Source organism: Vibrio sp. S9_S30, from assembly GCF_014694455.1.
In the GTDB taxonomy this organism is placed as follows: domain Bacteria; phylum Pseudomonadota; class Gammaproteobacteria; order Enterobacterales; family Vibrionaceae; genus Vibrio.
The window spans coordinates 215,848-228,248 of record NZ_JAAUWT010000005.1; the positions used below are offsets into that span (position 1 = coordinate 215,848).

10 protein-coding genes are annotated in these 12,401 nt (G+C 43.7%); all 10 read right to left on the minus strand.

Annotated elements, in window-relative coordinates; all coding sequences use genetic code 11:
- Positions 1-202: 202 nt before the first annotated feature.
- Genes tssH through HC752_RS08185 form a run of 10 tightly spaced genes read right to left on the minus strand, consistent with a single transcriptional unit; the run spans position 203 to position 12,400 of the window.
- Positions 203-2,770, minus strand: a complete 2,568-nt coding sequence (gene tssH / locus HC752_RS08140) for a type VI secretion system ATPase TssH (protein WP_190334631.1) — start codon at positions 2,768-2,770, stop codon at positions 203-205.
- 35 nt (positions 2,771-2,805) lie between these two features.
- Positions 2,806-3,771: a type VI secretion system baseplate subunit TssG gene (gene tssG, locus HC752_RS08145; RefSeq protein WP_190334632.1), complete on the minus strand. Its 966-nt coding sequence runs from the start codon at positions 3,769-3,771 to the stop codon at positions 2,806-2,808.
- Positions 3,768-5,591, minus strand: coding sequence for a type VI secretion system baseplate subunit TssF (gene tssF, locus HC752_RS08150; protein WP_190334633.1), 1,824 nt, complete (start codon positions 5,589-5,591; stop codon positions 3,768-3,770). Before tssF ends, tssG begins: the two co-directional genes overlap by 4 nt.
- A complete protein-coding gene (tssE, locus tag HC752_RS08155; protein WP_190334634.1) occupies positions 5,588-6,070 on the minus strand; it encodes a type VI secretion system baseplate subunit TssE in 483 nt (160 codons plus the stop codon). Before tssE ends, tssF begins: the two co-directional genes overlap by 4 nt.
- A gap of 9 nt (positions 6,071-6,079) precedes the next feature.
- Positions 6,080-6,883, minus strand: coding sequence for a type VI secretion system accessory protein TagJ (locus HC752_RS08160; protein ID WP_190334635.1), 804 nt, complete (start codon positions 6,881-6,883; stop codon positions 6,080-6,082).
- Between the two features lie 14 nt (positions 6,884-6,897).
- The gene (tssC, locus tag HC752_RS08165; protein ID WP_190334636.1) at positions 6,898-8,403 is read right to left on the minus strand and encodes a type VI secretion system contractile sheath large subunit; all 1,506 of its coding nucleotides are present in this window, start codon (positions 8,401-8,403) and stop codon (positions 6,898-6,900) included.
- 39 nt (positions 8,404-8,442) lie between these two features.
- Entirely contained in the window at positions 8,443-9,936 is a 1,494-nt protein-coding gene (gene tssC, locus HC752_RS08170) for a type VI secretion system contractile sheath large subunit (protein WP_190334637.1), read from the minus strand.
- Positions 9,936-10,466, minus strand: coding sequence for a type VI secretion system contractile sheath small subunit (gene tssB, locus HC752_RS08175; protein WP_190334638.1), 531 nt, complete (start codon positions 10,464-10,466; stop codon positions 9,936-9,938). The genes tssC (HC752_RS08170) and tssB overlap by 1 nt, the downstream gene beginning before the upstream one ends.
- Positions 10,467-10,484: 18 nt before the next feature.
- On the minus strand, positions 10,485-11,612 hold the full coding sequence (gene tssA / locus HC752_RS08180; protein WP_190334639.1) for a type VI secretion system protein TssA: 1,128 nt from the start codon (positions 11,610-11,612) through the stop codon (positions 10,485-10,487).
- Between the two features lie 2 nt (positions 11,613-11,614).
- Positions 11,615-12,400, minus strand: coding sequence for a PP2C family protein-serine/threonine phosphatase (locus tag HC752_RS08185; RefSeq protein ID WP_190334640.1), 786 nt, complete (start codon positions 12,398-12,400; stop codon positions 11,615-11,617).
- Between the last annotated feature and the right edge of the window lies 1 nt (position 12,401).

A 12,401-nucleotide genomic window follows, 5' to 3' on the forward strand; every position in this document is an offset into this window, starting at 1 on the left:
ATAAATTCAACTCATATTTATGAGCAAGTAATATCCCAAAAACGATTAAATCCGCTAAGGGGAGTTAATTATAAATAAGTTATTTACAACTAATTAAATACGCGTTTTTATAACTTATATTCAATCATTTTAATAGCTTAAATTAATAAAAAAGCACTTAATTTGAATTGCACCGCAATTAAATATGTTATTGATAATTCACTTATTCGACATTTATAGAAATAGTATTCACCTCACCTAATATGACTATTTTATTAATAGCCTTATCGTTAGAAATTGCATTTAAAACCTCATCTGATATTTTTGGTAATAGACTATTTTGAATAATGGTTTGGATGGCTCTAGCCCCACTACCTTCTTCATTACAATTGTCGATTAAGCTGGAAATCAGCTCATCTGAATACTCAAATTCTGCGTTGTAGTTTGCTGAGATGCGCTTTCCAATCTTATTCAATTGAATGCTAGCAATACCTTGCAGTACCTCTCGATTCAGTGGGATGTATGGAATCACATTCACTCGGCCTAAGAAGGCGGGCTTAAAGCTTTCCAATAAATCGTCTCGCAGAGCCGTCTTTAGACCATCAATATCGGGAGCTAATTCTGGGTCTTGGAATAACTCCATTGTCGTGTCTGTCCCCGCATTAGACGTCATGATGATGATTGTGTTTCTAAAGTCGATGTCTCGCCCTTCCCCATCTTTGATGGTTCCTTTATCGAAGACTTGGTAAAAAACATCCTGGACACCTGGGTGAGCTTTTTCCATTTCGTCCAATAGAATAACGCTATATGGCTTCCTTCTAACAGCTTCAGTAAGCACTCCACCCTCACCATAGCCAACATACCCAGGGGGCGACCCCAGCAACAGCGAAACTTTGTGCTCTTCTTTAAACTCAGACATATTAATGACGGTGACATTTTCCTCGCTGCCATAAACCTGCTCTGCAATCGCAAGGGCAGACTCGGTTTTACCAACGCCACTTGGTCCCGTAAGAAAAAATATGCCATTTGGCTTAGATTCTTCATTGAGTTGAGCACGAGCAGTTTTAATGACTTCAGACATCGTATGTAATGCATGATCTTGACCAACCACACGTTCACACAATTTATCCTTTAGTGATAGAAGACTATTAATCTCATCATTTTGCAGCTTTCCTAATGGGATGCCCGTCCAATCAGAAACGATCTCAGACACCAGCGCTTCGTTAACATGTGAAAAAACCATTGGCGTCTTGTTTTCTGCCAATGTCGCTTCAACTTCTATCAACCTTTCCAGCGCTCCTTCTTTCTGCTCTTCAAGAACGTCAAACTTCAATTGATTGGACTCATGGACCAATCTTGATTCAGTTTCCCAGATCGTTTTTAACTCTGCGATCGCATCCGCTAGCGTATCGCTTTCTTCCTTTAGAGAAGCCAAAACCTCAGTGTGAGCGTGACCAAGAGCTTGCTCTTTTTCGAGCTGGGCGATTTGTGCCGCTTTTTGTTCTCGTGTTTTCTCAAGAGATTCAAGCTGCCCCGGTGTCGCAGACTGGCTTAACGCTACTCTTGAACAAGCAGTATCGAGTACCGAAACGGCTTTGTCCGGCAGTTGACGACCGTTGATATAACGATTGGATAGATATACAGCCGCTTTCAACGCTTCATTGGTGATGTGCACACCGTGGTGCGCTTCCATAACAGGTACAAGCCCGCGTAACATTTCTACAGCGAGTTCAGGAGCAGGCTCATCCACTTGAACAACTTGGAATCGTCGGGTTAACGCTGCGTCTTTCTCTACGTATTTTTTGTATTCAGCCCAAGTGGTGGCAGCGATGGTTCTTAACTCTCCTCTTGCCAATGCTGGCTTAAGAATGTTGGCAGCATCACCTTGCCCGGCTTGCCCACCACTTCCTATAAGCCCATGTGCTTCATCGATGAACATAATGATCGGCGTCGGCGATTCATTGACTTCTTTGATCACAGATTTTAGGCGATTTTCAAATTCACCTTTCATGCCTGCGCCAGCTTGAAGTAGCGCCAAATCCAATGACTTAATCGATACGCCTTGAAGCGCAGGAGGGACATCCCCTTGTACAACTTTGAGTGCAAGACCTTCTACGACTGCAGTTTTACCAACACCCGCTTCACCCGTTAAGATGGGGTTGTTTTGGCGGCGTCGGAGTAAAATATCGATCATCAGTCGAATTTCATTATCTCGACCCACAACAGGGTCAATGTGGCCCTTTTTAGCTTGCTCAGTTAAGTCAATGGTGAATTGATCCAAAGACTTAGTGGATACCTTTTGCGTCGATGATTTCTCTGTAACGCTTCGCTCTTCACTTTTCCAAAACTGCTGTAACGCTTCAGGAGTGACTTTATCAAGCTCATGACCAAAGGCAGATGAAACCGCAAATAGCGTGTCGTCATTTAGCAGTGCGTAGACCAAGTGCACAATATCAATTTGCTCGTCGGAGAAATCGATGCTTGAAGCCATCCACGCACTTTTTAAGATGGTTACCGTGTGAGCGGATAAGCCTGGTACGGTTTGACAGCCTGTTTTGAGTTTTTCTAAGCTTTTTTGAATATCATCTTCTAGTTTGAATACATTCAGGTTGAAATGATCAGATAGTGCCTGAATAGCCGAGCCTTGCTGTTGAAGTATCGAAATTAGCCAGTGTGTCATTTCAATACTATGATGAGTTCGAGTGCTCGCTAGCGCTGCCGCTTGCTCTAATGAAGATTTCGCATCACTAGAAAGCCTCTCTACTAACGCGGTTAGAGATAAAGATGTCATTGATATTTCCTTATGTGTCGCCTAACTGATTTTGCTTAAATTCGAATTGTGATGGTGCCGTTTTCTGAACGTTTGTGAGGCGCAAGGACGCTTCCCAACGCGAGTCTTCCTCCCCCTTTTTTGAGTTGGACTTTAGGAAGGTGCTTGTATTGCGCCGTAAGGCTCCATTCAACAGAAGCGGTATTTCCAAGCAAGTCTTTACACAGCGCTTTGATTTCACAAATTCGTTCGCCATTAGGCATCATGCCGTGTACCTGTTCTTGCCCTTGAGCAACAAACTCAACCATGAATCCTGCATTCACATTCCATGCTTTTCTTCCAAGACTTGCCCCGCGTCCAAGTTCTGAATACTGACCTTCGGGTAGACGCCTAGAGCACAAACGCGTTTGCTCGCAGTCAGTGAGATGCATCCACTTTCCTTTAAAATCACGAATAATCACATCGCAGCCAGAGAGAGACTCCATACATGCTTGTATCGCCCCTCGGCTCTTCACGGGTTGGCTAAATATTCCCCCCCAATGAATCGCTCTGTGACCTAACCCTCCAGTCAAGGATTCTAAAACTTGATTCCATGGCGAAAATTCATTCACGGAAACTTTCCTATGCTGAACCGTCGGTTGGAAGCTCTGCCAGGTTCGATAGAAAAGCGATAAGATTCGATGGTTAAAAATGTCTAAAAAATCTTGCAACGTAGGGTCATTATCTTTGAGCCGCTGTAAAATCAACTCACTATAGTGCTTGGGTAACACACCGTTCTCACCCGTTAAGCCAATCAAATTCGTCATAACAATGAAGCTTTGATTACGCTTTTCTTCAACGGTCGTAAATTCGCCAACTTCGTATCCCAGCTGTTGAGCTACTTTCAGCTCGATGGTTTCTTGACTGGGTAGATGGTCGGTGCCTAAGTTCGCATTAGATTTCAGAAGAAACTGTTCAATTAAGTGCAAGGATTCGAAAAGCTGTTCTTTGTCTAGCGCTTCTATAAAGTTCTCTCGCTTCATAGCAACACCTTTTCGCCACATAACGCTGGCCAACAATGAAACACATCGCCAGCCCCTTTCAATGTAATGCGCAGTTTCGTAAACGTATTGATCTCTGCAAATTGGGCGAAGTAGGTCGACAATACATTTCCTAATAAGAATATTTGCTCTTTAGATTGCGCGCTTTCAGAAACTTCCAGCGTAATTTCAGTCCCATGACAAAAACCCACTCGCCCTTTTTGATTCACGCGACCCGTTGCAGGCTCCACTTTCATGGAGACAATGGAGTCAATCATGGATTTGGACTCTGGCGACGCTTTGAAAGCATACAAATTCAACGTTTCTCTTAACGTTTGGAGCCCACCATCATCTGAAAAATGCGACAACGTAAGTAACTTTGCGAACTGCCATCGAGAGCTTGAATCCATTGAAGGTCTTATGGTTTCCGTCGGCGCAACCAAGCATCTAAGGCTGTCAAAATTATCTTTAACATCAGGCATATTTACCTTAGGCATGCCACCACCAAAAGGCAGCTTCTTGGGAAGGTTACGGTTGCAACACCAAGCTTGAGCCGACATGACCCAATTGTCGCTTGCTCCAGGGGTGAAGATTTTATGGTCTTTATCTATGAATGAAACGTAAACATCACGCCCAGGCTCATCAAATCCTCCCGCCCAACTTTTGTCTTCCCTTCGCATAGTCCAATAAATCTCATGCTCTGATAGATAATTGGTATGTTCGCCAGCGTAAAATGGCGGTAGGCTTTGGTATTTCATTTGCCAACTGCGCACGCCAATCTCTTGAATACTAACGACTTCCGTTGTATCAGGCTCCAAATGTTCTGGGTGTAACGGGAATTCGTATTCGGACGCAACCACCCTTGTCGGCTCCATCGCATGGCTGAACATGTTGATGACAGGAGTACAACCTAACAATACGCTGTCTTTTGTAACTTGCTTCTCCAGCCAATCACAGCTCTGGTCGAAATAAATCCAAATTTCAGCTTCATCATTACCACCAAACCAGCTTGGCTCAAGACTAATGAGATCTGAAAAAAGAAACTTCTCAGGAAACAAGAAATATTCAACCAATAATCGGCTTCCAACAAAGCTTCTTTTGCTGTAAGGAACCACTGAAAACTCGTTGGTATACCCCACTGGGCTAACATGTCTTGGCGTAAGTTGACGCGTTGTTTCATCATCGACCACTACAGCCATACCTATCGAAGATTGAAGTAAAAGCTGCAGTAGTCGATAGGAAACTTGCGGTTGTCCATTAAAGAAAAGTCGCAACGAATCAAAATCCAGTTGGTTTAACTCGATTTCTTTACTTGCACCTTTTAAAGTGAGTTTTAGAACCGATTTTGCTTCTTTTTCAATATCCAATAGCTGCCCACGAAAAGGCGCATTTTCAAACGATGCTTCACTGATGTTTATGGGTAATACATCTGTTTTGTAACATGTTTTAAACTGACAAGACTTAAACCCAGGTGCTTCAAACGAAACGCTCTCACCTTGCTCAACCGTTACCTTCGATGTTGCTGATTCATCGCTGCTAATTTTAATCACGCTCATCGAAGGTATAGGGGCATGAAAATCTGGAAATAATTGCCCAATAAGCGCTTCCGTCAACTGTGGAAAACTGTTATCCAAACTCTGCCTTATTTGTGCAGTTAGAAAAGCACACCCCTCCATAATTCTCGCGACATGGGGGTCTTCGACTTGTTCTTCGCTAAGTTTGAGCCTTGCGGCAATTTTAGGATAAGTGCTTCCAAACTCTTGACCTTTGTGACGCAGATAAGCAAGTTCACGATTATAGTACTTAAGAAACTCATCACTCATGTCGTTTCACTCACTTTCATACCTAGACTGACTGGCTCTACTTCTGAATCAAGCACCAGTTCGTGATATTTTTGACCCAGTTCGTAAACAGCGCTAATTCTCAAACGTAACACTCGATCAACATCATCTTTGTCATTGATTATTGACACCGAGAGCTCCTTAAACCTTGGCTCGAATTCAAGCAGTGTATCTTTAACAATTTTACAAAGATGCTGCTGCCCATCTTTGCTGCTAAATGGCATAGATGAAAAATCGGGTAAACCATAGGTAAGCAAAGATTTCCTAAGCTCGGGTAACGTGTTGTCCACTTTTACCCAACTGAGTCTCGTATTTAATAGAGCTTCCACATCTCTAATTAAGCCTCGGACAATCTGCTGACTGTTAAGCGGGAAATGCACGTCAGTGCTATTTCTAGGGTCATGATCAATGAGCTTATCTAAAAGGGAAACACCACTACTAACGTGAGCACGCTTTTCCATGATGGCTTACTACGCTTCGATGGTTTGTGGTACAGATTCAATGGAGGTCACCGTTGCTAGTGGCAACGCTCCCTCTCCTGCTAACCACACTTTTTGCCCTAATCCAGCAAAGACCGCTTCCCCAGACACTGGCTTCCAATCGGTTTCTTTCCCGAGTTTATTGCCATCCGTTTCATTACGAGCATAGGTCAGTGGAATGTGAGCTTCTCCCTCTATGATGCCCTTAATTTCAAACTCGACAGGACGCCAAACCGTCTCTAACAGATTGCTCGCTGGTTTGATGTTGAGGTAGACCAGTTGATCCAATGGCGCTAAGTAGTAATTACCCGTTGAACTGAATAATTCAATAAAACCGTTCAAGGAGTCGTCGATATCACGCACATCTTCATATTGCGTACCATTGATGAGTAGAGGGGTTATAGGTCGAATCTGTTCTAATTCACTACTGATTAACTCAACATCCCCTTCTCTTTGTTCATGTATCGCTAAATTCAGCTCAGCCAATTTTGTATATTGCTCTTCATTAGAGCCTAGGAAATTTGCTGTCGCGCCACCTTGGAAAAAGTCTACTCGCGCCTGAGCAGCTTTGACTAAATGTCTAATCTGGCTAGCACCCGCCAAAAACTCTGGGAACAACTTTATAGCTTGCATTAACTGTTCATCTGCTCGCTCTAACTGCCCGTCTATGCACAAAAGCTCAATGAAATAACTGCGAAGGGCTGCATCTTTTGGATTGGATTTAATCGACTGAATTACAGAATCGATCGTTTCTTGTAACTTTGCTTGACGTAGTAGTAGTTGCCAATCTGACATATGACTTTCCTTATTTAAAACGCTTTATCTGGAGAAAGCTCTGTGATTAACCGAACACTTGAGACCATTTGATCAAGTTGAAAATGCGGTCGTAAATGTAATATTGAGTAATAGTGCCCGGGACTGCCTTGTTTTTCTTTTACCTGAATTCGAGCTTCATTAAGTGGGTACTTGGCCCTTAATTCATCTGAAGCTTCATCTGATGCTGTTGTGTACTGATGCAACCAACGTTGGAAATCGCCTTCTATTGACGCTGCATTTTGATAACTGCCGACTTTGTCCCTTCCCATAACTTTTATATAGTGAGCGATGCGTGCGACACAAAGGGTGTATTGCAGCATTGAGGAAAGCCGAGAATTGACCGTAATTCCTTTTTCTTCGAACAGCTTAGGTCTGTGTAAGGATGAGTTCGACGTAAATGCAATAAGCGGACTGTCTGATACGGGGGATAGGGGTATAAAACCACAATCCGAAAGTACCAATTCTCTCGACTCAGACACTTGATAGTTGACCGGAGAACGATATCGCTTAGCTTTTCCTGGAAATTGCGTTTGGCTATTTACGGGAGGCACAATGACACCCTGCCCATAACTTCCCGCTTTCAGCCCTCTAATATGTGCAAACCACCCTGATTCGCTATAAGCTCTTAATACCGTTGCGGCAAAACAAAAAGATGCACTTCCCCAAAGAAAGTCATTTTCTGAATCACTCACTTTTTCTTTAAACGCAAAAGCGTCTAATCGACTGCCGTCATATTTATAGGGTTGTCTCATAAGAACATAAGGTACGGTAACAGCAATGAATTTGGCATCTTCACTTGCCCTTACTGCGCGCCAGTTCTCATATTCCAGTTGGTCAAATTGGGCTTGCACATCCAAAATTGTTGCCAAATCGGCGAACGTATCGACACCAAACAAACTCGGTGTCGCAGACACCAAAAAAGGACAAAACGCCGCCGCCGCAGTTTGGGCTATTTTACGGACTAACGTCATGTCTCTATCAAGCAAATTCGTGCCAGCTTGATGTGAGATACAATAGTCTCCAACAATCAACCCGAATGGTTCACCCCCTGGGGTGGAAAACTCATTCTGATAAACCAGTTTGAACAGGCTACTTTGATCGAATTCGATGGCGCGCTGACTATCGCGCCTTAACTCTTCCCAAGTGCATGACAACACTTTGATTTTTGATTCTTGCTCGGAACCAAAGTCTTCCTTCTGATTCACCAAATACTGCACACCACGCCAACTCGATTCCAATTGCTGGAAACAATCGTCATGGAGAATGGCATTCAATTGTGCATTCAACGTTTCGTCGATCAAATCAATAACGCTGATTAAGCTTTGATTCATCTCTTCAAAATTAGAAATATTGTTCGCATCACACCAAAATCGCAGTGAGTGTGAGTCTGACTGAATGTCTAAGAATCGGTCGAGCCAAAGAGCATCTAATGTAGGCTCATTTGGCTTTTGTACGTCATGAACGAGCTGATCTGGGTCTGCAAATTGAAGTTCTGTCATAGTGAGTGTGGCTGACCCTAGGGTCAGCCATTTTATTCATTAACTTCCTGACTCAGGAATTTTCGCAACTAATCGTAATGATGCTGTCAATTCTTCCATTTGTAGCCATGGCTTCAACCATGCAACCGCATTGTAAGAACCTGGGCTTCCTGGAATTTCTTTCACCTGAACTTTTGCGTCTGCCAAAGGATAGCGCGCACGAATTTCCTGACCGCCACCTTCCGATGCATTCACATAGGTTAGGATCCAGCGGTTTAGCCATGTTTCTACATCTTCCGCTTCCATAAAGCTACCAATCTTGTCTCGAGCCATAACTTTCAAGTAGTGGGCAAAACGAGAGGTCGCCATCATATAAGGAAGACGAGCCGAAATGGCGGCGTTTGCCGTTGCATCTGGGTTATCGTATTTCGCAGGTTTTTGGCAAGTTTGAGCCCCAAAGAATACAGCGTAGTTCGTATTCTTATAGTGACAAAGCGGCAAGAAACCGAGCTTACCTAGCTCTGATTCACGGCGGTCCGTGATCCCAATTTCTGTTGGGCACTTCATGTCTGGATCGCCATCATCACTCTGGAAGAAGTGTGTCGGTAAGTTTTCAACACGCCCCCCCCCTTCAGCCCCACGAATCGCCGTACAGAACCCATATTTCGCAAACGCATCCGTTAGTTTCGCGCCCATTACATAGGATGAGTTCATCCAACAGTAATCATTGTGCTGAGCATTGATCGCGACGCCAGATACCGGATCCACATCAAACTCTTCGTAACCAAATTCTTCAACGGGTGCTGTGGCTTCACCATAAGGAAGACGAGCAAGCACTTTAGGCATCGTTAAAGAAACAAAGCGAGAATCATCACTTTCACGGAATGAACGCCACTGTGCATATTCTAAAGATTCAAAGACTTTCTCTAGATCACGTGGCTTAGACAGTTCTGTCCACTCATCAAAGCCAAACAATGCTGGCGACGCTGCAGATAGGAAAGGAGCAAACCCAGCCGCTGCAACGTTAGACATCAAGCTTAGTGTCTCAATATCTTCAGGGTGGTTGGTGAATTCGTAATCACCAATAATGGCACCATAAGGTTCACCACCCGCACTGCCAAACTCAGATTCATATACTTTCTTGAAGATCTGGCTTTGGTCAAACTCCACCGCTTTACTCAGATCTTTGTGCAGTTCCTTTTTGGTTAGACTCATCAATCGAATCTTAAGCGTTGAACTGGTTTCTGAGTTGGACGTGAGGTAATGCAAACCACGCCACGTTCCTTCAAGCTTTTGAAGTTCGGGATGATGCATCACTTCAGCAAGCTGTTTGGATATCTTCGCATCTAATGCTGAAATCGCTTCGCGGAACGTCACCGTTAAGTTCTTGTTCCATGTAATCGTGCCTTTCATTGCTTCTTCAGTTAACGTTTTGATTAACTCTTCAGCACGAGATGCCTCGGTTTGCTTAGTCGCCCCGATGGCTTGTTCCAAGAAAGATACGCTCTGTTCACCAGTAGTAGGATCTAACTGCTGCTCAGTTTGAGTACTCATTACTCACCTCCTTCTTTCTTATCACCAGAGCCATCTTCACTCAGGTTCAATTCACCTGCCAACTTGTTCAAGTTGTCGGTATTATTCAGAACAGATTCAAGGACATCTTCAAGCTCCTCTGAACGGTCCACTTTTGTCATAAGATCACGAAGCTTATTACGCGTTTCCATTAGCTTACGTAGTGGGTCAACTTGGTTAACAATCGAAGCTGGCTCAAAATCCTTCATCGACTTAAACTGAAGATCAACGCTGAATGTGGAATCATCATCCGCTAACTTATTGTCAACTCTGAAAGAAAGACTCGGACTCATCTTTTTCAAAACATCATCAAAATTATCTCGATCAATTTGAATAAAACGACGATCTTTTAAAGGCTTCAAAGCTTCCGTATTGTGACCTGCAAAATCACCCATAACGCCTAAAACAAAAGGCAGCTCTTTTTTAAGTGAAGCATTTTCAGTTTCTACGTCATACGTAATATGGACACGAGGCTTCCTTACTCGTGACAGTTTCGAGTGGATACTCGTCATAGGACTCTCCCTTTTTTGTTATTCACCATTTTGGTCTACTATGCCAACTAAACGGAAGTAGCCATTTTTGGCTTCTCCATCAGAAATAAGCTCTGCCAGTAGTTCCGGCAAAGGCATATCACACCACCTCACCACCTGTTCGATTGAGTACGAAACGGGAGAGTGCGGTTCAGTTTCTTTAAAAAATTCGGCTATTTTCTGCAATTGTTCAATTGCGTGTTTCCTTGAAGTTAAATTGGCTGCAAGCAATTGCCCTGATTGAATAGGCGAACTTGCTTCAATAGTGTCAGAGTCATCTGAATCCACAGGCATTTCTTCCTGTACTGGATCAGCTTCCACTTTGAGCTTGTCGCCCGCTAGGTGATTAAGTGCAGATTGAATGGCTTCAAGCTTCTTCTGAATATGGGAGCTAGGCATGACCTCCCCACAAGCCTCATCCATGGAGCGGCTGTATCGCTCAAATGCGGCTATCGCCTGTTCTAATTCACTTCCCAGCCGTAAGTAAAACTCTTTGGAGGTTTGCGCGACTGCCTCTTGAATCGCTTTTAGATCAACGGCTCCGGAATCAATTTTTTGGCGCTTTTTATCGTCATCCAAACGTTCTAAATCTATCGCTTGCTGATATTCCCAGTAAGCATAAGACTGGCCTGTATTAACGTCAGTCAAAGGAATAGACGAAATAGGAAACAATAATGTCCCTTCTTTTTCCAATCCATTGAGGCCGATAATCGGCGTCACACGCGTTTCAATCCCGTCTTCGTCAGGCATGGGGTGTAGCGTTTCCCAGAAGTTTTCTATTAAGCCGGCTGCAAGCGAATACCCTTCTGCAAACCCTTTGAATCCGTAGGCGCGAGTCATCGCCTCGATTAACCATGCGACGAGCTCCAGATCTTTAGATTGTTCTGTAAGTTGTTCAGGTACTGTTTCTAAAAATGCGCTCCAAAGATTCACATAGTTCAGCAAAGGCTCTTCCAAAATGATGGCATTTCTTTCTTCATTTCGGGCAACCATTCTCAGGTCTTTTAATCGAAAATAGGCAGATTGAGGGCTAATATCTTGCCTTGGATCAGTACCTGAAGGGAGTTCTGACGAAATAGGCAACAATGCCTGCTCTATCCATTCAAAATCTGACGCTTCATACATCATGGTTAGCGACCTCTTGCAAAAATGGGAACGGTTGCGTCGTTCGAATGTGCGACTTCTGAGGAATACTCCGCAGCCATCGCTTTGATCAGTGCGCATGTCACATTATCTTGTGCTCCACGCACTAACGCAGAATGCATTAAGGCTAAGCCTGATTGGCTCACCGCATCAGCCTGTAATGTTCGTAAAATTTCCGTGTTATTAAGCTCTTTGGTTAATCCATCGCTGCACAGAAGAAATTGATCACCGGGAACCAATTGACCCGATACCTGATCAATGACGACATCGGGTTCCACACCAATCGCTCTGGTGATCACATTGGCCAGTGGATGGCTCTCTGCATCCTCAAAATTCAGCAGACCTTGGTCAACCAAATCCATGACTTGGCTGTGATCTCGCGTCTTTTGAACAAGGTGGTTATCTCTCATCAAATAAATGCGGCTATCCCCTACCCATAAGCAGTGATAAAAGCCATCTTGGATGTACAACAACACCAAAGTTGTACCCATGGTTTTGCCATCGAGATTTAATTTCGCGTATTCATAAATTGACCGGTTAGCCTGCTGCACTGCACGTCTAAGATCATCAATAGAAAAGTCTTGATGTTCGTTTGCATACTTTTCAATGGTGTCAACCAGCATCTGGCTCGCGATATCACCGGCTTCATGCCCGCCCATTCCGTCTGCTACCACCCAAACTCTTTTAGCAGACAAATCAAGAAGTGAATCTTCGTTATAAGGTCTTACTTTTCCAGGATGGGTTTTTGAAAAGGTAAAGATGTTCCAATTCATA

Bases quoted from the DNA above. Each gene is read 5' to 3' on its own strand.
- tssG (WP_190334632.1), bottom strand. From the start codon at position 3,771: ATGAAGCGAGAGAACTTTATAGAAGCGCTAGACAAAGAACAGCTTTTC.
- HC752_RS08185 (WP_190334640.1), bottom strand. From the start codon at position 12,400: ATGAATTGGAACATCTTTACCTTTTCAAAAACCCATCCTGGAAAAGTA.
- tssB (WP_190334638.1), bottom strand. From the start codon at position 10,466: ATGACGAGTATCCACTCGAAACTGTCACGAGTAAGGAAGCCTCGTGTC.
- tssC (WP_190334636.1), bottom strand. From the start codon at position 8,403: ATGACAGAACTTCAATTTGCAGACCCAGATCAGCTCGTTCATGACGTA.
- tssA (WP_190334639.1), bottom strand. From the start codon at position 11,612: ATGATGTATGAAGCGTCAGATTTTGAATGGATAGAGCAGGCATTGTTG.
- HC752_RS08160 (WP_190334635.1), bottom strand. From the start codon at position 6,883: ATGTCAGATTGGCAACTACTACTACGTCAAGCAAAGTTACAAGAAACG.
- tssC (WP_190334637.1), bottom strand. From the start codon at position 9,936: ATGAGTACTCAAACTGAGCAGCAGTTAGATCCTACTACTGGTGAACAG.
- tssF (WP_190334633.1), bottom strand. From the start codon at position 5,591: ATGAGTGATGAGTTTCTTAAGTACTATAATCGTGAACTTGCTTATCTG.
- tssH (WP_190334631.1), bottom strand. From the start codon at position 2,770: ATGACATCTTTATCTCTAACCGCGTTAGTAGAGAGGCTTTCTAGTGAT.
- tssE (WP_190334634.1), bottom strand. From the start codon at position 6,070: ATGGAAAAGCGTGCTCACGTTAGTAGTGGTGTTTCCCTTTTAGATAAG.